This is a genomic window from Sphingomonas jinjuensis, from assembly GCF_014197105.1.
GTDB classification, from domain to species: Bacteria; Pseudomonadota; Alphaproteobacteria; order Sphingomonadales; family Sphingomonadaceae; genus Sphingomonas; species Sphingomonas jinjuensis.
Genome location: NZ_JACIEV010000003.1, coordinates 401123 through 424110 on the forward strand (window position 1 = coordinate 401123; position 22988 = coordinate 424110).

Sequence of the window (22988 nt, forward strand, 5' to 3'; positions counted from 1 at the left end):
AAGGCTGCTCTCGCGGGGCCGCGGCACTGCGGGAGCTAGTCGGTCGGCGTTCCTGCCGCTTACGATCCCTGGCGAGTCGGCGCGCTCGGCGCGCGATAGTCGAGCGGAGGCTTCCGGTCGCCGAGCATCGCCTTGTAGGTGAAGCCGGCACCGCGTCGGCGGAAGAGTTCGGCCTTGGCGGCGGCCAGCGTCTGCGGGCTTCGCATCAGCTCGGCGGCGGTCAGCGCGATCGTCTTGGCGGCGACGGTGCCGCCCTTCGCCCCGATCGAGAAGCCAGACGCGGCCACCGCCTGCCAGCTGTGGGCGGGCGTGCCGGGCACCCAGGTAGCCGCGCCGAGCCCGATCGTGGGGACGACCCACGAAACATCGGACACGTCGGTCGATCCCCCGCCGTCGGCGTCGCTGATCGCTTGCACCTTGGCGGCGCTGTCGAGCGGGCGCTTTGTCGCCAGCGTCGTCCGCAGGCCGCTCGCCCAGGCGGTCTCGTCAGCCGTCCAGCGCGGGCCACCGACGGCGTGGAGATTGGCGTCCATGACCTTGGCCAGCGTCTCGCTCGCCAGCATCGAATAAACCCCGCCGGTCGCCTCGAACTCCGACGTGGTGCCGGTGGCGATCGCCGCGCCCTCGGCGGCCTTCTGGACGCGCGCCATGACGTCGCGGACGACCTGCGGGTCGGTATGGCGGACGTAATAATAGCTTTCGGCGAAATCGGGGACGACGTTGGGCGCCTCGCCGCCGTTGGTGACGACATAGTGGATGCGCGTCGTCATCGGGATGTGCTCGCGAAGATAGTTCACCGCGACATTCATCACCTCGACGCCGTCGAGCGCGGAGCGACCCTTGTCGGGCGCTGCCGAGGCATGGGCGGACAGGCCGTGGAAGCGGAACTTGCCCGAGATGTTCGCCTGGCTGGCACCGGTGCTGACCCCGTTCGAATCGCTGGGATGCCAGTGGAGGACGGCGTCGACGTCGTCGAACAGGCCGGCGCGGACGAGATAGACCTTGCCGGAGCCGCCTTCTTCCGCGGGCGATCCGTAGAGGCGGACTTCGCCGTCGATCTTGTTGGCGACCATCCAGTCCTTCACCGCAATCGCGGCGGTGACTGACGCCGCGCCGAAGATGTTGTGGCCGCAGCCGTGCCCGGCGGCCTGGCCGGCGATCGCATCGCGCTTCGGCTCGGCGCGCTGGGCGAGGCCGGGGAGCGCGTCATATTCGGCGAGGATGCCGATCACCGGCCCCGTGCCACGCTTGAAGCTGGCGACGAAGGCGGTCGGCATGCCGGCGACGCCGGGGGTGACGGTGAACCCGGCGCGCTTCAGCTCGGTTTGGAGCAGCGCGCTGCTCTTCGTCTCCTGATAGCCGACCTCGGCCGCATTCCAGATCGCGAGCGCGGTCCTGGCAAGATCCGGCGAGCGCGTGTCGACGTCGGCGAGGATCGCGGCGCGTTCAGGCTGGGCGAGCTGCGCGGCGGCCGGGGTGGCGGCGAGCAGGGCGATGGCGATGGCGATGGTCGGGCGATGCATGGCGGTATCCTGTCTCAATTCGCTCGCGTGGGTACGTTACTTGACCCCGACGGCGGCGGCATCCGGGCGGCGGGTGTCGGCGGCGCCGAGGAAGCGGTCGCCTTCGACCATGATCGACTGGATCGAGCCCATCGTGTTCGAGCGGCGTACCTTGTGGCCTTTCTCTTCGAGCAGGGGCACAAGGTCGGGCGAGAAGCCTTCCTCCAGCTCCAGCGCGGCGTCGCCGCCGCCCTGGTTGATCCGCGGGCGCTCGGCCGCCTCGCTGACGTTGAGGCCGTGGTCGATGACGTTGGAGAGCAGCTGGACCATCGTCGCGATGATGTAGCCGCCGCCCGGCGTGCCGGTGACGAGCCAGGGCCGGTCCTGGTCGAAGACGATGATCGGCGTGATCGTCGAACCGACGCGCTTGCCGGGGACCGGCAGCGTCGCTCGGCGCTCGTTCGCCGTCCTGCGCTTGCCCCAGGCGAGATTGCCGAGCGAGTTGTTGAGGAGGATGCCGGTGCCGGGCGCGACGACATGCGCGCCGTAGGAGGCCGACAGGGTATAGGTGTTGCTGACCGCATTGCCGGCCGCATCGGCGACCGAGAAGTGCGTCGTGTCGCGGCTTTCGTGGGGGTAGGGGTTGCCGTCGGGCACATCGTCCTTGCCGAGCGACCGGTCGGGTCGGATCAGCTTGGCGCGTTCGGCGGCATAGGCCTTGCTCGCAAGGCCGAGTGCAGGCGTCCGCCAGTCGGGCCCGCCGCCGACCAGCCGGCGATCGGCGGACACGATCTTCATCGTTTCGGCCAGCAGGTGCAGGTTGGCGACGCTGCCCCATTTGGCTTGGGCAACGGGGAAGGTCTCGAGGATGTTCATCGCTTCGGCTACACTGACGCCGGAGGCGGTCGGCGGCATATAGGCGATACGCTTGCCGCGATAGCTCGACCAGATCGGCGCCGAGACGATCGCGCGATAGCCGGCGAGGTCGGCGGCATCGATCACGCCCCCGCCGGCGCGAATGCCCGCGGCAAGGCGGGTGGCGAGCGGGCCGGTGTAGAAACCATCGCGACCCCTGGCGGCGATCGTCTTCAGCGTGGCGGCGAGGTCGGGCTGGCGGAAGACCTCACCGGCGGCATAGGCACCGCCGTCCGGCTTGAAGAACATCGCCATCGCCGCAGGGTCGTCGGCCATCAGCTTGCGTTGAGCGCCCTGCGCCTGCGCCTCGTCGTCGGACAGCACGACGCCCTTCTCCGCCATGGCGATCGCTGGCGCGATCAGCGTGCCCCAGGGCAGCGAGCCGAAGCGGTGGTGCGCCTCCCACAGCCCCGCGACGGTACCGGGGATGGCGACGCCCTTCATCGACATGACCTTCTTCGCGTCGACCTTGCCGTCGGGGCCGAGCAGCAGGTCGTCGGTCGTGTGGCGCGACGCCTGGCCGTAATAGTCGATCGCGATATCCTGCGCCGGCGCGCCGCCCTTCGCTGCCATATGCACCAGCATATAGCCCCCGCCGCCGACGTTGCCCGCCCGCGGTAGTGTCACCGCCAGCGCGAAGCCGACCGCCACCGCCGCGTCGACGGCATTGCCACCGCGGCGCAGGATGTCGGCGCCGACGCTCGCCGCCAGCCGGTTCTGGCTGACGACCATGCCCCCGCGGCCGACCGCCGGCTTATGGATCTGGTCATAGGCGACGATGTCGCCGCCCGACGGCGAGCGGGCCTGCGGCTCCTCCTCCTGCGCCGCGACCAGCGCGGGGGCGAGGAGGAGCGACAGGGCGAGGCGGCGAAGGCGCATCAGAACGATGCCCGGATGTTGGCGTACCAATAGCGGCCATAGGGATTGTACAGCGTGCCGAGGAAGCCGTTCGACGACAGCGGCGGCTGCGCGTTGGTCAGGTTCCTGACGCCGATCCGCATGCGATACTCTCCCTCGCGCTTGTTGCCGACGGTAATCTGGCCATAGAGGTTGTAGGTCATCTGGTCATCGATCAGCCAGGGCACGCCGGCGGAATCGATCAGCCCGGTGTCCTGCACGTCGCTGGTATATTGGGTGAAGCCGCCGAGCTGAAACTGGTTGTAGCTCCACGTCGCGGTGCCGGTGACGCGCCAGCGCGGCTTGCCGTTCTGGCGGACGAGGTCGCCCGCATCGGCGATGGCGGTGCCGGCGTTGATCGTGCCGGCCGCGCGAGCGTCGATCAGCTCCTGGATCGGCGGCGACGGTTCGAGGAAGAAGCGATCGAGATAGGCGGCATTGGCCGACAGCGTCAGCCGGCCGGCGCCGAAGTCGGGCAGGCGCCAGTTCACGCCGAGGTCGACGCCCGATGCCTGTTGCGGCAGCAGGTTGACGTACTGGTCCGCCACGTAGAGCACGCGGCCCGCCGGCTGCAGCCCCGATCCGGCGAACAACGCGATGTCGTCCGCGGTCGGTGCCTGGCGGACCACATTGGCGTTGGTCGAGCCGCCGACCCGCGCCAGATAGTCCGCGATGAGCGCATTGCCTTCGCCGAAGATGCCGACGATGCCCTTCTGCTTGATGTTCCAATAGTCGGCGGTGAAGGTGATCCGCCCGATCGCGTCGTCGAGGAAGTGTGGTTCGAGGACGACGCCCGCGCTCCAGGTGTTCGACGTTTCGGGCTTCAGATCGGGGTTGCCGGCGCGCTGGGCGCTGATCGCGAAGGATTGCGCGCAGTTGGCGAACGAGGTGATCGCGCCGGTGCGCAGCTGCGCCTCGCAGCGGACATAATCGACGCGGGTGTTCGAGCGGGTGACGGTGCGCGCGTTGATCTGTTCGAGATTAGGCGCCTTGAATCCCTCGGCATAGCTACCGCGCAGGCGGATCCCGCGAACGACGTCCCAGGCGCCGGCGATCTTGGGCTTCGCCACCGAGCCGACGTCGCTGTAATGCTCGAACCGGCCCGCCAGCTGGAATTCCAGGTTGCGGATCAGCGGCACGTTCATCGACGGGCCGATCACCGGCACCGCCAGCTCGGCATAGGCTGCGGCGACAGTGCGGCGTCCGCTCGTGTCGGGGGAGGGGCTGGTGCCGACGAGATCGGAGCCATAGGTGATGCCGCTCACCGTATCAGTGAAGGTGATGGTGCCGTCGACGCGCGGATCGCGATCGTCATACTGGGTCTCGCGACGGACTTCGCCGCCCAGCGCGATGCCGAGATCGCCCGCGGGCAGCGTCAGCAGATGGGCGTTCGACAGCTTCAGGTCGGCCATGGCGAGCGTCGCCTTGCTGAACCGGGTCGTCTTGATGCGGATCGCCTGGAGCGCGGCGGCGCTGCTCTGCGTGCTGTCGCGGCCCGAGGGGTTGTTCAGGTCGCTGCCGTTGAACGGATTGTAGGCGTCAGGCGTCGACAGCGCGAGCTGACGCTGGAGCAGCGTCGAGCTGATCCCGTCCGACGTGTCGCGCACCCGCGCTTCCGAATAGAGCACCGCGCTTTCCCACTGGAACCCCAGCCAATTCCAGCGCAGCCCGGCAAGCGCCCGATACTGATCGTTCTCGACATGGACCAGGTTGGGGCCGGCATCGGCGATGTTGTAGCTCGACAGCGTGACGGCCAGGCCGCTCGCGGGCGCATTGATGCCGGGCAGTCGATTGGCGTTGGCGACGCCGTTCAGCGTCGTCGGGCCGAACGGATTGTAATAGTTGCTGGCGGGCACGATGATCGGCAGCGAGCTGAGCGTGCCCGACGACGACTGGATGCTGTCGGTCGTCGCCTTGTAATAGCCCGCCTCGCCGAACAGCTCGAGGCCATCGGTCAGCTCGTAATGGCCGTTGGCAAACAGGTTGAGCCGCTCGACCGATGGGATGACATAGGTGTCGTAGGCGCTGCGCGGGTCGAAGCGGAGGTTCCGGTCCGCGGCGGCGGTGTTGGTCCCGTCATCAATGCACAGCCCGTTCTTCAGGCCGGTGCTCGCGTTGGTCTGGCACCCGCTGTTGGTCAGCGGCTGGACGTGGAACTGGCCCGATGCGTTGGTCAGTACCGTCGTACCCTGGCGCACCTGGACGTTGCCGACGGTCTGGAACGAGCCCCAGGGCGTGATCGACGCGCGTCCGTCGAGCGCGGTGGCCCCGTCGAAGCGGGTGCCGGCGAACAGCGCGCGCTTGTCGTCGGAGGCGGTATAATCCTGTTCCGAACTGCGCAGCGCGGAACGGTCGGTATAACTGGCGAACAGCGTGACGTTGCCGCGCCCGCCGCCGAAGTTGGTGCCGGCGAGCAGCGTCAGGCTGTTCTCGGTCTGGGTGGTGCCTTCGGGATAGCCGGTCTGCCCCTCGATCTGCACGCCGCTGAAATCGGTACGCAGCACGGTGTTGACGACACCGGCGACCGCATCGGACCCATAGATGGCGGCGGCACCGTCGCGCAGTACCTCGAGCCGCTCCAGCCCGAACACGGGAATCGCGTTGGTGTTGTAGGTCAGCACGGGGACGAGATTGTCGTCAGCGCGGCTGGTGGGATGGTTGACCACACGGCGACCGTTCAGCAGCACCAGCGTGTTGCCGACGCCCAGGTTGCGCAGGTTGACCGAGCCGACGTCGCCGCGCGCCGCGTTCGAGCTGTTGGGCAGGTACGAGCTGTTGAACGTCACGTCGCCGAGCTGGGGGATCGAGCGGAACAGCTCGTCACCGCTGACCGCGGCGGTCGCGGCGATCTGCTGCTCGTCGACGACGGTGACGGGCAGTGCGGCGGTGTTGTTCGCGCCCTTGATCTGCGATCCGACGACGACGACGTCGGGCGCGGCCTGGGTGTCGGGATCGGCGTCGACCGCCGCTTCGACGGCGGCGTTGGAGGGGGCGGTCCGTTGCTCCGCAGGCTGGGCCGGTGATGACGGGGTGGTCTGCACGAAGCTGACCGGCGCCAGCGACGCGGTGTTGATCGGGATCACGCGGACGGTGTTGGGTCCGGTGTAGCGCCAGCCGAAGCCGCTGCGTGCGAGCAGCAGGTCGAGCGCTGCATCCGGCGTGTACCGGCCATTGACCCGTGGCGCGCGGCGATCGGCGACGGCGGGATCGGTGAAGACGAGCTGCAAGCCAGCCTGCCGTGCGACCCGGAGCAGCGCTTCGTCGAGGCGCCCCGCGGGCACGTCGATCGCAACCGTACGCTGTTCCTTCGCAGCGGCGGCGGTCGGCAGCAGCATCGCCGTGGCGCACGCGGACAGCAACAGGTGATAGGCTCGTGTCATCTGGTTCCCCCCGGATGGTAAAATAGCAGCTTTGCGCTGCTTCCCTGACCTATCGACGCAACGAAGCGTGCGACGCGAACCTCGCGGCGACATTTTTTTGCAAACTCGTGACTCGGGGTTCGCGGCCGACGGCAAGCTGCGTCATAGAGGGCGGGGGGACAGACCAGGGTGCAGGACGCAAACAGCAGGACGCAGCAGGAGGACGCCGACCCGTTCGGTGTCGGGCCGCTTGGCACCTATCGCGCGGCGCTTCGCGCTTTCGTCGCCCGGCGCGTCACCGACCCGCATGAGGCGGAGGACCTGGTGCAGGAAGCCTGTGCGCGGCTTATCGCGACGGCGCGTCAGCGCTCGCTTGACGAGCCGCAGGCCTATCTCTTCCGCATCGCGGCCAATCTGATCGCCGACCGGCATCGGCGCCGGCTGGTCGTCGTGCCGCTGACCGACGAGATGCATCCGGCGATCGCCCCGCGGCAGGAGGAGCGCCGCCGCGTCGTCGATCTCCAGCAGGCGCTCGATGCGGCGCTGGCGGAGCTCAGTCCGCGCGCGCGGACGATCTTCGTGATGCGGCGTTTCGACGAGATGACCACGGTCGACATCGCCCGCGCCCTAGGGATCAGTCCGCGGATGGTGCAGAAGCACCTGACCCATGCCGTCAGCCACCTTTACGACCGGCTGGGCCATCTGCGCGAGGTGGCGCCATGAACGAGCGTCACGATCTGGGCGGGCGCCGCGAGGCGGTGTTCGAGGCGCTGTTCAGCGAGCGCGCCGGCGATCTTCATCCCCACGACCGGGCGGAGGCGGATGCCTTCTGGACGTGGCTGGGCGAGCAGCCCCGTCCCACCGTCGCGGCACAACCGCCACGCCCGCTGGCGAACGCCCGCTGGGCGGTGGCCGCCGCCCTCGTCCTGGCGGTCGGCTCCAGCACGCAGCTCTGGCCGATCGGCGGCGAGACGGAAACCGTGGCCCGTTACGCCGCGGGCCGGGCGGAGCGCCGGGTCATCCGCCTTGCCGACGGATCGACGGTGACGCTGGGCGCGCGCACGACGCTGAAGGTCAGCTTCACCCGCGATCGACGACGGCTGGCGCTGGAAGGGGGTGAGGCGATGTTCCAGGTCGCTCACGACCGCAGTCGCCCCTTCGTCGTGCAGACCCCGTTCGGGGCAGTGACGGCGGTCGGCACGGCGTTCGACGTCGCGATCGGGCGTCGCTCCGCCGATGTCGCGGTGACCGAGGGCACCGTCCGCGTCACCGTGGCGGTCGACGATCATGACGAAGGCACGCCGGTCGCCAAGCTGGCGCGCAAGGGTGAACGCGTGGCGTTCGGCACGCTCGCGCAGAATGGCGCACGGATGGGCTTCATCAGCCAAGCCGAGTCCGTCGGGGTCGACGACGCCGCAGCCTGGACGCGCGGGCAGCTGGTCTTCCACGGCGAGCCGCTCGACGAGGTGATCGACGTCGTCAATCGCTATGCGGTCGATCCCGCCGACGAGCTGCTGCTGACGGATCGCAGCGCTGCAAAGACCCCCGTCTATGGCATCGTCGACCAGGGCAATCCGGCAGCGATCCGCGAGCTCATCGACAATCCGCGCGCGCTGAGCGCGACCGTGCAAGGGGCAGGGGGTGCCGGCCGGCCGGGAACTTCCCTCCGCTAAGAGGAGGGACACAGGCGTGGCATCAAGCGTTGGGACACTCGTCGACTAAGACTGGTGCGATCATGGGCACCGGGGCTAAAGGGGCGCATGGCCTGGTATGAAAAGCTGACGATCGTCGTCGTGACGGTCCTGCTCATGGAGTGTTTCGCCTGGGCGGCGCATAAATATGTCATGCACGGCTGGGGCTGGGGCTGGCATCGCTCGCACCATGAGCCGCATGACGGCGCGTTCGAGAAGAACGACCTCTACGCGCTGACCTTCGCGACGATCGTCATCGCGCTGTTCGTCGTCGGCGTTCGCTGGGAGCCGTTGTGGTGGTTCGCGCTGGGGATCACGGTATACGGCGGCATCTATGCGATCGTTCACGACATGCTGGTCCATCAGCGGTTCGGGATGCGGTGGGTGCCGCGACGCGGCTATTTCAAACGACTCCATCAGGCGCACCGGCTTCATCATGCGGTCAAGGGCAAGGACGGCGGGGTGAGCTTCGGCTTCCTGTTCGCGCCCGATCCGGCGCGGCTGAAGCGGCGATTGTCGGAGCGGGTGGACCGGTGAGCGATCGAAGCGGCGCCCGCCGCAGCCTGGCACTCGCCGGCGCGCTGGGCGCGGCGTGGCTGACGATCCATGTCGTCGGCATCTTCCTGTGGCAGTGGTCCGCGGTCGGCATCGCGCTGGCGGCAGTCGTCGTGCTCGTTCAGGCGTGGCTGAGCACGGGGCTGTTTATCGTCGCCCATGATTGCATGCATGGCTCATTCGCGCCGGGGCGGCCGCGGCTCAACATGGCGGTGGGGACGATGTGTCTCGCGGCCTATGCCGGCCTGTCCTATCGCGCGCTGCTCCCCAAGCATCATGCGCATCACGCCGCGCCCGGAACGCCGGAAGACCCGGACTTCCATGTCGCTGCGCCGCGCCGAGCGTTGCCCTGGTTCGCCAGCTTCTTCCGCAGCTACTACACCCACGGCCAGATCCTGCGGATCACGCTGGCTGCGATCGCCTACATGATGCTGGGGGCCTCGCTCATCAACATCGTCGTCTTCTGGGCGATCCCCGCGCTGATGGCGCTTGCGCAGCTCTTCTTGTTCGGGACGTTCCTGCCGCATCGCCATGCCGACGAGCCGTTCGCCGACGCGCACAATGCGCGCAGCAATCAGCTTGGCCCTGGCCTGTCGCTGCTGACGTGCTTCCACTTCGGCGCCTATCATCACGAGCATCACCTGAGCCCAGGCACCCCGTGGTGGCGCCTGCCGAGTCTGCGTCGCGCGGCGGCGGCCGCGTCGCGCTGACGCCGGACGCTTGCCCGGCGACGGCCGTCCGCATTCCGACGTCGCCCCTCGTCACCCGCGCAGGCGATAGCCGACACCCAATTCGTTGGCGATCAGGCTGCCGACCGGTTCCGGCGCCTCGAGCTTCTGGCGCAGGTTGCGGATGACGATGCGCAGATATTCGATGCGGGGGTCTTCGCTCGCGTTCCACGCGGCCTTGATGATGGCATCGTGGGTCATGACGCGGCCGGGGTGACGGGCGAGCAGTGCCAGGACGTCATATTCCTTGCGGGTCAGATGCACCTCGGCACCGCCGCGACGGACGAGGCGGCGGTCTAGGTCGATGACGACGTCGGCAATGTCGACCACCGCAGTTTGTCGCTCGCCCGCGTCGCGGTGGCGGCGGGCGACGCGGAGGCGGGCGAGCAGCTCCTCGCTGTCGAACGGCTTGGTGACATAGTCGTCGGCGCCCAGGTCGAGCGCGGCGACCTTCTCCGCCGTCGCCTCGCGCGCGGAGACGACGAGGATCGCGCGGCGGTCGGCGCGCAGCAGCGGGATGAGGCCGAGGCCGTCGCGGTCGGGTAGGCCGAGGTCGAGCAGGATGGCGTCTGGATGCTCGGCAGCGGCGACGGCGAGCGCGTCGCTGCCGGTGCCGGCTTCCGATACGAGGTAGCCGTCGCGCTCCAGCGTGTTGCGCAGGAGGCGGCGGATCGCGACTTCGTCGTCGACGACCAGGATGCGCGCGGCCATCAGCCGACCTCGCGGACGATGAGGGCGGCGGGAAAGACGAGGGTAAAGGCAGCGCCGGTCGCGTCATCGCGGTTGCGTGCCTCGACCGCGATGCCCATCGCCTCGGCAAACGCCTTGACGATCGCGAGGCCCAGCCCGGTGCCGCCAACGGCGCGATCCGACCCTTCGAGTCGGCGGAAGGTTTCGAACACCAGTGCCTCCTTGCCGGGCGGCAGGCCGGGACCGTGATCGAGGACCGCCAGACGCAGCTCGCCATAGCGGTGCTGGCCCTCGATCACCACGGGGCTGCCGGGATCACCGTAGCGGCCGGCATTGTCGAGCAGGTTGAGCAGGCAATGGTGGAGAAGCTGCGGGTCGGCCCTGACCAGCGGCAGATCGGGCGGGACGGCGAGGCGCAGGTCGTGCCCGCCGAGCGCGGTGCGCGCGTCGTGCGCGGCGCTGGTCACGGCATCGCTGAGGTCGATCGGCTCGATGGCGAGGCGGAGCGCACCCGCTTCTACCCGCGCCATGTCGAGGAGATTGCTGACGAACCGATGGAGGCGCGCGGCTTCGGCCTTGAGCGTCGCGATCAGCGCCGGCGTGGCGCCGTGGTCGAGCTGGTCGGCGGCGGCGATGACGGCGGTGAGGGGGGTGCGCAGGTCATGGCCGACCGACGACAGGAGCGCGCCGCGCAACCTGTCGCGCGTCCGCATCGCATCGAGGCCGCGCATATCGGCCTCCAGACGGAAGCGTTCGAGAACGAGCGCGGCCTGGTCGATCAGGTTCGCCAGCAACGGCAGCTGGTCGGCCCGCACCGCATCGCCCGCGCGGCGGTCGGCGATGCCGAGGACGCCGAGGACCCTGTCCCCGCCGACGAGCGGCTGGAACAACCATTCCGAAGCGGTGAGCGTGCCAGAGCCGCGGCCGGCGGCACTGGCGGTGTCGGCGGCCCATTGCGCCGCGGCGAGATCGAGCGCCCCCAATTCATGCGCCGCGTCGCTCGCGGCCTGGACGGTCATGCCCTGGCCCTCGGAGGCGAGAAGCACGGTGGCGCGATCGAACAGGCGGGCGATTTCGGCGACGAGGGTGCGGCGAACCTCGTCCTCGGTCTTGAGCGCGGTAAGTTCGCGCAGGAAACCGGCGAGCACCGCGTTGGTCCGCGCGCTGGCGGCGGCGAGATCGGCCTGGGCGCGCACCCGCGCGGTGAGCTGGCTGGTGACGGTGGCGACGCCGAGCAGGACCACGACCGACACGACGTTCTCGGGATTGCTGATGGTCAGCGTGCCGACCGGCGGCAGGAAGAAGAAGTTGTACGCGAGGCTGGAGGCGATGCCAGCGAACAGGCCGGTGCGCAGGCCGAACAGGCTGGCGGCGGCCATGACCGGCAGCAGATAGAGCATGCCGACGTTGCCGAGGTCGAGGATATGGTCGAGCTGGGTCGCGGCGGCGGTGACGGCGGCGATCATCAGCGTCGTCCAGCCATAGCCGCTGGGCGCACCCCAGCTGCCGGTGCGGCGGACCGGGCGGGCGGGGGCTCGGCGTTCGAGCGGCAGGACGTGGACGCCGACGCCCGGTGTCGTTCGCACCAGCCGGTCGACGACCGAGCCGTGGCGCAATTCGAACCAGCGCGAGCGCTGCGACTTGCCGACGATAAGCTGGGTGGCGCGTGCCTCGGCGAGATAGGCGCCGAGGCCGCTGACGACGTCGGTGGCGGGGACAGTGGCGATCTGGCCGCCGAGCTGGGTGGCGAGCGTGATGGCGGCGGCGAGCCGCTGGTGCTCGGCCGCGGCGAAGCCCTGAGTCCGTGGCGTTTCGACGAACACTGCCGTCCAGGGCGCGCGCAGCGCGTCGGCGAGCCGCTTGGCGGCGCGGACCAGCGAGTCGGCGCCCGGCAGTTCGTTGATCGCCACGACGATCCGCTCGCCCCCGGCCCAGGTGCCGCCGACGCCGAGCGCACGGACATGATCGAGCATCTGCGCGTCAGCCGCCTGCGCGGCGCGGCGCAACACGAGTTCGCGAAGCGCCGACAGGTTCGATTTGGAGAAGAAGTGGCCGAGCGCGCGGCTGGCTTCCTCGGGGACATAGACCTTGCCGGCCTGGAGCCGCTCGATCAGCTCGTCGGGCGGGATGTCGACGACCTCGATCTCGGCCAATTCGAGGATGCGGTCGGGCACCGTTTCGCGCACGCGGATGCGGGTGAAGCCGGCGACGACGTCGTTGAGGCTTTCGACGTGCTGGATGTTGACCGTCGAATAGACGTCGATCCCGGCGGCAAGCAGTTCCTCGACGTCCTGATAACGCTTGGGATGCCGGCTGCCGGGGGCGTTGCTGTGGGCGAGCTCGTCGACCAGCGCGAGGCGGGGCGCACGGGCGAGGACCGCGTCGAGGTCCATCTCGCCCAACGTCCGCCCTTCGTAGGCGACGAGGCGGTGGGGAATGATCTCGCAGCCGCGGGTAAGCGCCTCGGTCTCGGCGCGACCATGGGTTTCGACGATGGCGACGACGACGTCGACACCCTCGCGGCGGCGGGCGGCGGCTTCCTGCAGCATCTCGAAGGTCTTGCCGACGCCGGGGGCGGCGCCGAGGAAGATCTTGAGACGGCCGCGGCCCTCCTGCGCGGCGGCGCGCAGGAGGGCCTGAGGATCGGGACGGGAATCGCCGCCGGGCGTCATCGCACCGCGTCGAGCGCGCGATTGAGCGCGAGGACGTTGACGTGGGGATCGCCGACCATCGAGTCCTCGACCTGCGCCGCGACGAGGCTGCGGACGCGGGTGACGTCAAGGCGGCGGACGCGGGCGACGCGATCCAGCTGGGCGTAGGCGGCGGCGGGCGACAGATCCGGGTCGAGGCCCGAGCCGCTGGCGGTGACGAGATCGGCCGGCAAAGCGCCGGCGACGCCCGCGGCGCGCTGGGCGGCGATGTCGGTCTTGATCCGGTCGACCAGCGCCTTGCTGGTCGGGCCGAGATTGGAGCCGGAGGACGCGAGCCCGTCATAGCCCTTGCCGGCGGCGGAGGGGCGGGTGTGAAAATAGCGGTCCGAGGTGAAGGCCTGGCCGAGGACGGTCGAACCGATCACCCGGTTGCCGTCACGCACGAGGCTGCCGTTCGCTTGGCCGGGGAAGATGGCTTGGCCGATACCGGTCATGGCTAGGGGATAGACCAGCCCGAGCAGGATCGCGAACAGGATCGTCATGACGATCGCCGGACGCAGGGCGGTGGTAAGGTCTTGGTTCATGGTCGGTTCCTTGAGAGGGGGGCCGCGCCGGCGGTCAGGCAAGCCCGATCCCCGTGACCGCGAGGTCGATCAGCTTGATGCCGACGAACGGCGCCAGCAGCCCGCCGAGGCCATAGACGGCGAGGTTGCGGGCCAACAGCGGGCCCGCGCCCATCGGCTTGTAGGCGACGCCCTTCAGCGCCAGCGGCACCAGCATCGGGATGATCAGCGCGTTGAAGATGATCGCGCTGAGGATCGCGCTCTCCGGGGTCGCCAGACCCATGACGTTGAGGACGCCGAGGCCGGGATAGAGCGCGACGAACATCGCCGGGATGATCGCGAAATATTTGGCGACGTCATTGGCAACCGAGAAGGTCGTCAGGCTGCCGCGGGTCATCAGCAGCTGCTTGCCGAGGCCGACGACCTCGATCAGCTTGGTCGGGTCGCTGTCGAGGTCGACCATGTTGCCCGCCTCGCGCGCCGCCTGGGTGCCGGTGTTCATCGCCACGCCGACGTCGGCCTGGGCGAGGGCGGGGGCGTCGTTGGTGCCGTCGCCGCACATCGCGACGAGCTTGCCGCCCTGCTGTTCCTGGCGAATCAGCGCCAGCTTGTCCTCCGGCGTCGCCTGGGCGAGGAAGTCGTCGACCCCGGCCTCGGCGGCGATCGCGGCGGCGGTCAGCGGATTGTCGCCGGTGATCATCACCGTGCGGATGCCCATCTGGCGCAGCTCCGCGAAGCGTTCGCGAATGCCCGCCTTGACGACGTCCTTGAGGAAGATCGCGCCGAGCAGTCGGCCGTCCTTGGCGACCGCGAGCGGGGTGCCGCCGGCGCGGGCGATCTCGTCGGTGATGCGGCGAAGCTCGGTGGCGGCGGCGGTCTCGCCGGCACCGGCATTGGCGCGCAGGATCGAATCGACCGCGCCCTTCTGGATTAGCGTGTCGGCGAAGCGGACGCCGGACACGCGGGTCTGGGCGGTGAAGGGGATCACCTCGGCACCAGCGGGCATCGGCCGTTGCAGGTCGAAGCGGTCGCGGGCGAGGACGACGATCGAGCGACCCTCGGGCGTCTCGTCGGCCAGGCTGGCGAGCAGCGCCGCCTCGGCCAGTTCCGCCTCGCTGGCGCCGCCGACGGCACGGAACTCCGACGCCTGGCGGTCGCCGATGGTGATCGTGCCGGTCTTGTCGAGGAGCAGGACGTCGACGTCACCCGCCGCCTCCACCGCGCGGCCCGATTTGGCGAGCACGTTGAAGCGGACGAGACGGTCCATGCCCGCAATGCCGATCGCCGACAGCAGCGCCGCGATGGTGGTGGGGATCAGCGTGATAAGCAGCGCGGCGAGGATCGCGACGGGGATGCTGCCGCCGGCATAGCTGGCGAAGCCCGGTACGGTACCGACCGCGATGAGGAAGATGATGGTGAGGCCGGTGAGCAGGATCGTCAGCGCGATCTCGTTGGGGGTCTTCTGGCGCTCCGCGCCCTCGACCAGCGCGATCATGCGGTCGAGGAAGCCCTGGCCGGGTTCCACGGTCACCTTCACGCGAATCTCGTCGGAGATGACGCGGGTGCCGGCGGTCACGGCGGATCGATCGCCGCCTGCCTCGCGGATGACGGGGGCGCTTTCACCGGTGATCGCGGCCTCGTTGACCGAGGCGACGCCGACGACGACCTCTCCGTCGGAGGGGATGAGGTCGCCGGTCTCGACGAGGACGACGTCGCCGATCGTCAGGCGCGAGGCGGGGACGAGCTCCCAGGTGTCGCCGACGCCGGTTAGCAGCTTGGCGCGCAGCTCGGCTTTGGCATCGCGCAGCGACGCGGCCTGCGCCTTGCCGCGGCCCTCCGCCAGCGCCTCGGCGAAGGTGCCGAAGAGGACGGTGAGCCACAGCCAGATGACGAGCTGAAGCTTGAAGCCCGTCGCCAGACCGTCGTGGCCGGCGACAAGCAGCACCGTCAGCAGCATCGCGACGACGGCGGTGGTGAACATCACCGGGTTGCGGACGAGTGCCCGCGGATCGAGCTTGACGAAGGCGTCGCGGATCGCGGGAACGATCAGCTCGGCGGTGAAGAGCGAGGCGGTGTTAGCGCGTGCCATGATACGGCCTTTTCGAGCGTCAGAAGAGTTGGCCGCGGATCATCGCGAGATGATCGGCGATGGGACCGAGCGCGAGGCTGGGCAGGAAGGTGAGGCCGCCCAGGATCAGGATGATCCCGACGAGTAGGCCGACCCACAGGCCGCCGGTCGTCGGGAAGGATCCCGCACCCGCCGGGGTATGCTTCTTGGCGGCGAGGCTGCCGGCGATGGCCAGCATCGGCACGATCACGAAGAAGCGGCCGAACCACATCGCGAGGCCGAGCAGCGCGTTGTAATAGGGGGTGTTGGCGGTGAGACCGCCGAACGCCGAGCCGTTGTTCCCCACTGCGCTGGTAAAGGCGTAGAGGATCTCGCTGAAGCCGTGCGGCCCCTTGTTGAGCGGGCCGGCAAGGCCAGCCTGGACCACCGACGACAGGGCGGTGAAGCCGAGGATGACGAGCGGCAGCACGGCGATGGCGAGTACCGCCAGCTTGACCTCGCGGGCCTCGATCTTCTTGCCGACATACTCGGGCGTGCGGCCGACCATCAGCCCGGCGACGAACACCGCGAGGATGGCGAACAGCAGAAAGCCGTAGATGCCCGCGCCGACGCCGCCGATCACGACCTCGCCGAGCTGGATGTTGAACAGCGGGATCATGCCGCCAAGCGGCGTGAAGCTGTCGAGCATGCCGTTGACCGCGCCGCACGAGGCGGCGGTGGTGACGACTGCGAACAGCGCCGAGGCGGGAACGCCGAAGCGGACCTCCTTGCCCTCCATGTTGCCGCCGGCGACGCCGAGCTGGTGAAGAACCGGATTGCCCGCCGCCTCCTGCCAATAGGTGACGGTGACACCGGCAAGGAACAGGATGACCATCGCCGACAGGATCGCCCAGCCCTGGCGGGTGTTGCCGACCGCCTTGCCGAAGGTCCAGGTCAGGCCGAAGCCGATCAGGAAGATCGACAGCATCTGGACGAGGTTGGTCAGCGCGGTGGGGTTCTCGAACGGATGGGCGGAATTGGCGTTGAAGAAGCCGCCGCCGTTGGTGCCAAGCATCTTGATCGCTTCCTGGCTGGCGACGGGGCCGAGCAGGATCGACTGGCGTGCGCCCTCCAGCGTCTGGACGTCGACGACGCCGGCCAGCGTCTGCGGCACGCCGCTCGCGATCAGGAAGACGGTGTAGACGACGCAGATCGGCAGCAGCAGGTAGAGCGTCACCCGCGTCATATCGGCCCAGAAATTGCCGATCGCCTTCGCTTCCCGCCGAGCGAAGCCGCGGAACAGCGCGAAGGCGAGCGCGATGCCGGTCGCCGCCGACAGGAAGTTGTGGATCGTCAGCCCCAGCATCTGGCTGAGGTTCGACATGGTGGCCTCGCCGCCATAGCTCTGCCAGTTGGTATTGGTGGTGAAGCTGATCGCGGTGTTGAAGGCGAGATCGGGCGACAGGTTGCCAAGGTGCTGCGGGTTGCCTGGCAGAACGCCTTGCAGCCGAAGCACCGCATAGGCCAGCGCGAGCAGCGCGACGTTGAACAGCAGCATATGGACGGCGTAGCGACGCCAGCCCTGCTCGGCGGTCGGGTCGATCCCCGACAGCCTGTAGAAGCCGCGCTCGACCGGGCCGAGGACGGCATGGAGCGGCGTGCGCCGCCCTTCGTAGAGCGCGTAAAGCCACAGGCCCATCGGCTTGGTGAGCGCCAGCAGGATGCCGACGAAGAGGAGGATCAGGAACCAGCCCTGAAGTGTCATCGTACCGCTCCCTTCAGAAGCGCTCGGGGCGGATGAGCACCGCCACCAGATAGACGAGGAGGCCCAGCGCGGTCAGCGCGGCGAGCCAGAGGTCGAGGGTCATCGCGAATGTCTCCTCAGGCGCGGTCGCACAGCCGGGCATAGGCGAGCGTCAGCGCGACGAGCCCGGCGAGGACGGCGAGCCAGATCAGATCCTGCATGGTGGTTGCTCCGGTCAGAAGGCGGCGGCGAGCGAGATGAGCAAGGTCGATCCGGCAATGTTGCCGGTGCCGTCCTGGCCCTTGCTGAAGCTCGGCCGCAGATAGGCGGCCTCGCGGTTCGAGATGTCGGTATCGACCCAGGCGAGCCCAAGCGTCAGGTTGCGCCATGTCGTGTCGGCGCCGAGCGACCAGTCCCAATAGCTGCCCGTCGGCGAGACGGCGGTGGCGTTGGGGCCAAGGCCGTTCTGGCCCCAGCTGTGGCCGACATGCGCCTTGGCGGTGAAGGGCGTGCCGCTGATGGCATAGGCGCCGTCGCCCCAGAGATAGAGGTTGTCGTCGCTGGCGCCGGGGCGGGTGTAGATCCCCGCGGCGGCGTCTGCGCCGGTGCGGTACCAGCGGCCGAGCGCCTGCTGCTTCGGGGCATAGGCGACGCCCGCCGTCAGCGTGGCGGGGCCGCTCGTGCCGCTGAGCTTCGCATAGGGTTCGGCGAAGTCGGTTTTGTCGGCGCCGCCGGGATAGGTGTACCAGGTCAGCCCGACATCGAGCGTGCCGCCCGCCAGGGGAGCGCGATAGCCACCGATCAGGTCGAGCTCCATGTTCGCGCCGCCGAACGTGCCCCAGCCGGCGAGGTTCGAGGCCCAGATGCCGGCATAGACGCCGCTCTTGTGGCTGACGGTGATGCCGCCCTGGATCGCCGGATGCTCGTCGGACTGGGAAACGCCGCGGAACCTGTAGTCGGAGGTGACGCCGACCGAGCCGCTGACGCTCAGCGCCGGCGGCCGGTTATCGGGCGTCGTGGTCTGGGCGATCGCGGCGGTCGGCAGCGCGAGCAGTGCGAGAACGGGAAAACGAAACGGCGTCATGGTCGGCCCCTGCGACAGCGACGCCGGGGATTGGGCGCGCTGCGAGGGGCTCGATTAGGCGTTGGGCGCGTAGAGGTTCGAGATCGATTCCGGGGTTACGCGTATAGCTGGCGTATAGTTTTGCCGATTTCGGGGATAGACAAGCGCGATCTTAGTCTTCCGCCATGTGTGGGGAGGACGAAGAGGCTAGCACCTCGTAGCTCAGAAGAACCGCGCCGTGATCGAGCGGCTTGCAGGCGGCGAAGGACAGGCGGACCTTGCCGGCAAGGCCGTCCGAACGATGGACGACGAAGCCTTCCATATCCTCCCGCGCGTCGAGGGCGGGGGCGACGATGACGTGGAGTTCGTCGACGAGGCCGGCGGCGAGGAAGCTGCCGACGATCTGGGCGCCGCCTTCGAGCATCAGCCGTTCGATGCCGAGCTCGCGACGCAGGGTGACGAGCGCGTCGGCGAGGTCGAGGTGCTTGGCGTCGGCGACGATGTACGAGACGCCGTCTCCCGCCAGCTCGGCGAGATGTTCGTCGCGGACGCCATTGCCGAGCAGGACGACGGCATGATCGCCGCCGACATTGTCACCGCCAAAGTGAAGCTCGCCGCGGGTGTCGACGGCGATCGCGTAGGGCTTGGCGTCGCGGTTCGCGAAGTGGTGCGGGCGCTCGACCGTCACCGGCGTTGCCGGGGGATGGGCCGTGCCCTTCGCCATCTCGGCCATCGTCGTTCGCCCGACCAGCCAGGCATCGCCGTTTAGCTCGTCATGCAGCGCTTCGTAGAGACTGCTCCATTCCTTCGGCCCGCCATCGGGGCTGGCGGTGAACTTGCTGGGATGGAGGCCCCCGTCGAGCGACGATTGCATGAGGCAGATGACGGTGGGGCGGTCGGTCACGGTTCGGCTCCTGGCATGGGCCAGAGCAAACTCGCCAGCTTGCCCATCGTTGCCATGGCATTGGGGCTGGGGCAGAAAAGTCCGACGCACGGGGGAACGAGCATGGAGACGATCGGCCACGATCTACGCGAGATGCAGCGCGTGCCGCTGGCCTCCAGCCATGTCGCGCAGATCAAGGAGCGGGGCCAGGAGGCCTTCTATCCCGCCGGTACGCTGCTGGTGCGGCCCGGCGATCCGGTCGAACGCTTCGTCTATGTCGAGGATGGCGAGATCGAGGTCGTCAATGCCTTCACCGGCGAGCGGCTGGTGCCTTCGACGCTGGGACCGACGCAGTTCATGGCGGAAATCTCGTTCCTGAGTGGTGGGAGCTGGTCGATGGCGATGCGCGCCGCGCGCGATACGCGCACGATCGAGGTGCCGCGCGACGCGATGCTCGAGCTGATGGCGCATGTCCCCGAGATGTCGGATATCATCATCACCGTGCTGGCGGCGCGGCGGCGGCGGCAGCTGGAGGGGCACGACGCCTCGCTGGTGCTGATCGGCGAGGAGGCGGATCGCGGCGTCCGCCGGGTGGCCTCCTTCGCCAGCCGCAACCGCTTGCCCTATGTCTCGTATGCGATCGGCAGCGAGGAGGCGCTGGCGGTTGCGACCAACTGCGCCGTGCCCAACGATCGGCCGGTCGTGATCTTCGGCCGCGACATCGTCGTCACCGATCCGACCCCGCCGAAGGTCGCCAAGCTGATGGGGCTCAACCGCGAGTTCGTCGACGACGAGGCGGTCGACGTGCTGATCGTCGGCGCCGGTCCGGCGGGCGTCGCCGCTGCCGTCTATGCCGGGGCGGAGGGGCTGAGTGCGCTCGTGGTCGACGACACCGCGATCGGCGGCCAGGCGGGGACGTCGAGCCGTATCGAGAATTACATGGGCTTTCCGACCGGCATTTCGGGCGCCGACCTGGTATGGCGTGGCGAAGTGCAGGCGATGAAATTCGGCACCCGCTTCGCCATGCCGCTGCGCGTCGAGCGACTCGACCGGCTGGACGACGACAGCTTCTGCGCGACCTTCGATACCGGCCAGCGCGTCCGATCCAAGGCGGTCGTGGTCGCGACCGGGGTGCAATATCGCCGCTTGCCGATCGATCGGCTCGAGCATTTCGAAGGCGCCGGCGTCTATTATGCCGCGACCGAGAACGAGGCGCGCTTTTGCCGCGACAATCATGTGATCGTCATCGGCGGCGGCAATTCGGCGGGGCAGGCAGCGATGTACCTCAGCCGCGTCGCCGATCACGTCCGCGTGCTGGTGCGCGGCGTTTCGTTGGCGCAGTCGATGTCCAGCTACCTGTCGTCCCGGCTCGAGGCCGATCCCGCGATCAGCATCGACTATGGCGCCGAAGTGGTCGCCCTCCACGGCGACGCGGCGCTGGAGGCGGTGACGATCCGCACGCCCGCTGGCGAACACCGCGTCGCCGCCTGCGCCTTGTTCGTGATGGTGGGGGCGGCGCCGAATACCGGCTGGCTCGCCGACCTGGTGGCGCTCGACGGTAAGGGCTTCGTCGTGACCGGTCGCGAGGCGGGCGGGGATTCGCCCTACGCCACCTCGTGCCGCGGGATCTTCGCGGTAGGCGACGTGCGTGCGGGATCGGTCAAGCGGGTCGCCTCGTCGGTCGGCGAGGGCTCGGTCGTCATCTCCAAGGTATGGAGCCATGTGAACGGCGACGGCTGATCGTGCGTCAGCCGGCCTCGCCCAGCGCGGCGTACCATTCGGCATAGCGAGTATTGCGGGCGAGATGGCGGTTGAGATCCTCGTCGCCGTCCCACCACACCGGCCCGCGCTCGCCGAGGCTCGTCTTGGCGGCGTCGACCTCCTGACGAGCCGCATGCAATCCGCCCGCGTCGCCGCTGCGCAACGCCGCCGCGACGGCGCGGCGCGCGGCCATCAGCTCGCCGACGAGGCGCTGGCGTTCGGCCTCCGGCAGATGCGGATCGGCACGCCGCCACAGCCGGCCCCGCACGACGATGTAGCGGCCGTCGGGTGTCACGGGAGGCGGCGGGTCGGTGCGCTTCGTCATCGGATGAAGGGACGTTGGACGAAGCGCCGTGTTCCCACGGAACCCGAAGCGCCGTTGCCGCGCTCTTCACGCATGCATCACGACGACGATACGAGTGGCGCTCGCCACCGCGCCGTTCCCAGCGGCCGGATCGCCAGGCTCGGCACCTTCGGCCGGCTGGCGGGCGGGGTGGCGGGCGGCATGCTGGCCGAGGGCGCGCGCCGGCTAGCGCAGGGCGAGCGGCCGAGCATGAGCGAGCTGATGCTGACCCCCGGCAATGCGGCGCGCGTCGCCGACCGATTGTCGCACCTGCGCGGCGCGGCGATGAAGCTGGGGCAGATGATCTCGATGGATGCGGGCGACATGCTTCCCGCCGAGCTGTCGACGATCCTCGCGCGGCTGCGCAACCAGGCGTATCGCATGCCGCCGCAGCAACTCGACCAGGTGCTGCGCCGCGAGTGGGGCAGCGACTGGCGACGCCGCTTCCGCCATTTCGAGGCGGCGCCGATGGCGGCGGCGTCGATCGGCCAGGTCCACCGCGCGACGCTGCCCGACGGCCGGGTGTTGGCGATCAAGGTGCAGTATCCGGGTGTTGCCGCCAGCATCGATGCCGATGTCGACAATGTCGCGACGCTGCTCCGCGTATCGGGGCTGCTGCCTGCGACGCTCGACCTGACGCCGTTGCTCGAGGAAGCGAAGCGCCAGCTCGCCGACGAGGCCGATTATGTCCGCGAGGGCGAGCAGATGCGCCGCTATGCCGAGCGGCTCGCTGGCGACGCACGCTATGTCGTGCCGCAGCTGGAGGAGGCGCTGACGACGCGGCAGGTGCTGGCGATGACCTTCGTCGAAGGGCGGCCGATCGAGGCGCTGGCGGAAACGCCGCAGGAGACTCGCGATGCGGCGATGACCGCGCTGGTGTCGCTGGTGCTGCGCGAACTGTTCGAGTTCGGAGTGATGCAGACCGATCCCAACTTCGCCAATTACCGCTGGCAGCCCGACAGCGGCGCGTTGGTGCTGCTCGATTTCGGTGCGGCGCGGGATGTACCGGCTGCGACCGCCGATGCCTATCGCCGGCTGATCGAGGCGCGACTGGCGCGCGATCTCGACCTGATCCGCGAGATCGCGGTGGAAACGGGCTTCCTGGGGGCGGCGGCTGCTGCGGCGCATCAGCCGGCGGTGGACCGAATCATCGCGGCGATCGACGAGGCGCTGAATCGACCAGGAGCGTTCGACTTCGGCGATCGGGCTTTCGTGCCGGTCGTGAGCGAGGAGGCCAAGGCGATGATCGCGGATCGCGCGACCTGGCACGTGCCGCATGCCGAAACGTTGTTCGTGCAGCGCAAGGTGAGCGGTACCGCGCTGCTCGCGGCGCGATTAAAGGCGAAAGTCGATGTCCGCGGCCTCGCTGCGGCGGCGATTGGGGCAGGGAAGGGCGTTTAGGGAGCGATTCCCCGTCTGTTCGACTCACGTTTGGGGGTTAGGTTCCCGCGCGGGCTTGGGGTGAGCGCCGTCGAAACCGGCGGAAAACCGGGAAAAACACACGGCCTCGTCAAAAAACTGCAAAAAGCTGTTGACCGGTGGGTGAGGGTCACCTAGATGGCTGTCACCGCAGCGGTGGCCCGGACGGGTTGCTGG

General features: G+C 69.0%; 18 protein-coding genes. 6 read left to right on the top strand and 12 right to left on the bottom strand.

The window, feature by feature from the left end:
• Positions 1-59: 59 nt before the first annotated feature.
• The 3 genes from GGQ80_RS07520 to GGQ80_RS07530 are packed head-to-tail and all read right to left on the bottom strand — an operon-like array spanning position 60 to position 6694.
• Positions 60-1523, bottom strand: coding sequence for an amidohydrolase (locus GGQ80_RS07520; RefSeq protein WP_183983298.1), 1464 nt, complete (start codon positions 1521-1523; stop codon positions 60-62).
• A gap of 36 nt (positions 1524-1559) precedes the next feature.
• Positions 1560-3296 carry a gamma-glutamyltransferase gene (gene ggt / locus GGQ80_RS07525; protein WP_183983300.1) on the bottom strand — a complete coding sequence of 579 codons (1737 nt, stop codon included), beginning with the start codon at positions 3294-3296 and terminating at the stop codon, positions 1560-1562.
• Positions 3296-6694, bottom strand: a complete 3399-nt coding sequence (locus tag GGQ80_RS07530; RefSeq protein ID WP_183983302.1) for a TonB-dependent receptor — start codon at positions 6692-6694, stop codon at positions 3296-3298. Before GGQ80_RS07530 ends, ggt begins: the two co-directional genes overlap by 1 nt.
• 168 nt (positions 6695-6862) lie before the next feature.
• Between GGQ80_RS07530 and GGQ80_RS07535 the strand changes: the two genes are divergently transcribed.
• From GGQ80_RS07535 to GGQ80_RS07550, 4 genes are all read left to right on the top strand, one after another.
• Positions 6863-7396 (top strand): RNA polymerase sigma factor, encoded by a 534-nt coding sequence (locus tag GGQ80_RS07535; protein WP_343050933.1) that lies wholly within the window; start codon positions 6863-6865, stop codon positions 7394-7396.
• Positions 7393-8346: a FecR family protein gene (locus tag GGQ80_RS07540; protein ID WP_183983304.1), complete on the top strand. Its 954-nt coding sequence runs from the start codon at positions 7393-7395 to the stop codon at positions 8344-8346. Before GGQ80_RS07535 ends, GGQ80_RS07540 begins: the two co-directional genes overlap by 4 nt.
• An 87-nt stretch (positions 8347-8433) precedes the next feature.
• Positions 8434-8901 (top strand): sterol desaturase family protein, encoded by a 468-nt coding sequence (locus GGQ80_RS07545; RefSeq protein WP_183983306.1) that lies wholly within the window; start codon positions 8434-8436, stop codon positions 8899-8901.
• A complete protein-coding gene (locus tag GGQ80_RS07550; protein WP_343050934.1) occupies positions 8898-9629 on the top strand; it encodes a fatty acid desaturase in 732 nt (243 codons plus the stop codon). Before GGQ80_RS07545 ends, GGQ80_RS07550 begins: the two co-directional genes overlap by 4 nt.
• A gap of 51 nt (positions 9630-9680) precedes the next feature.
• On the opposite strand, the gene GGQ80_RS07555 is transcribed toward GGQ80_RS07550, so the two are convergent.
• The 8 genes from GGQ80_RS07555 to GGQ80_RS07590 all read right to left on the bottom strand — a co-directional run bounded on the left by GGQ80_RS07555 (position 9681) and on the right by GGQ80_RS07590 (position 19309).
• Positions 9681-10358, bottom strand: a complete 678-nt coding sequence (locus GGQ80_RS07555) for a response regulator transcription factor (RefSeq protein WP_183983308.1) — start codon at positions 10356-10358, stop codon at positions 9681-9683.
• On the bottom strand, positions 10358-13009 hold the full coding sequence (locus GGQ80_RS07560; RefSeq protein ID WP_183983310.1) for a sensor histidine kinase: 2652 nt from the start codon (positions 13007-13009) through the stop codon (positions 10358-10360). The genes GGQ80_RS07555 and GGQ80_RS07560 overlap by 1 nt, the downstream gene beginning before the upstream one ends.
• Positions 13006-13572 carry a potassium-transporting ATPase subunit KdpC gene (kdpC, locus tag GGQ80_RS07565; protein WP_183983312.1) on the bottom strand — a complete coding sequence of 189 codons (567 nt, stop codon included), beginning with the start codon at positions 13570-13572 and terminating at the stop codon, positions 13006-13008. The genes GGQ80_RS07560 and kdpC overlap by 4 nt, the downstream gene beginning before the upstream one ends.
• 34 nt (positions 13573-13606) lie before the next feature.
• Positions 13607-15640, bottom strand: coding sequence for a potassium-transporting ATPase subunit KdpB (gene kdpB, locus GGQ80_RS07570; protein ID WP_183983314.1), 2034 nt, complete (start codon positions 15638-15640; stop codon positions 13607-13609).
• Positions 15641-15659: 19 nt separating this feature from the next.
• Complete coding sequence (gene kdpA / locus GGQ80_RS07575; RefSeq protein ID WP_183983315.1) at positions 15660-17363, bottom strand: potassium-transporting ATPase subunit KdpA; 1704 nt, start codon at positions 17361-17363, stop codon at positions 15660-15662.
• A 13-nt stretch (positions 17364-17376) separates the two neighbouring features.
• A complete protein-coding gene (gene kdpF / locus GGQ80_RS07580) occupies positions 17377-17466 on the bottom strand; it encodes a K(+)-transporting ATPase subunit F (RefSeq protein WP_037531783.1) in 90 nt (29 codons plus the stop codon).
• Positions 17467-17577: 111 nt separating this feature from the next.
• Positions 17578-18426 carry a TorF family putative porin gene (locus tag GGQ80_RS07585; RefSeq protein ID WP_183983318.1) on the bottom strand — a complete coding sequence of 283 codons (849 nt, stop codon included), beginning with the start codon at positions 18424-18426 and terminating at the stop codon, positions 17578-17580.
• Between the two features lie 151 nt (positions 18427-18577).
• Positions 18578-19309, bottom strand: a complete 732-nt coding sequence (locus tag GGQ80_RS07590; RefSeq protein ID WP_183983320.1) for a dihydrofolate reductase family protein — start codon at positions 19307-19309, stop codon at positions 18578-18580.
• Positions 19310-19411: 102 nt separating this feature from the next.
• On the opposite strand from GGQ80_RS07590, the gene GGQ80_RS07595 reads away from it, so the two are divergent.
• Positions 19412-21028 carry an FAD-dependent oxidoreductase gene (locus GGQ80_RS07595; RefSeq protein ID WP_183983321.1) on the top strand — a complete coding sequence of 539 codons (1617 nt, stop codon included), beginning with the start codon at positions 19412-19414 and terminating at the stop codon, positions 21026-21028.
• A 7-nt stretch (positions 21029-21035) separates the two neighbouring features.
• Here GGQ80_RS07595 and GGQ80_RS07600 read toward each other — a convergent pair whose 3' ends face one another.
• Complete coding sequence (locus tag GGQ80_RS07600) at positions 21036-21374, bottom strand: hypothetical protein (RefSeq protein WP_183983323.1); 339 nt, start codon at positions 21372-21374, stop codon at positions 21036-21038.
• Positions 21375-21446: 72 nt separating this feature from the next.
• On the opposite strand from GGQ80_RS07600, the gene GGQ80_RS07605 reads away from it, so the two are divergent.
• Positions 21447-22793 (top strand): ABC1 kinase family protein, encoded by a 1347-nt coding sequence (locus GGQ80_RS07605; RefSeq protein WP_183983326.1) that lies wholly within the window; start codon positions 21447-21449, stop codon positions 22791-22793.
• Positions 22794-22988 lie beyond the last annotated feature (195 nt).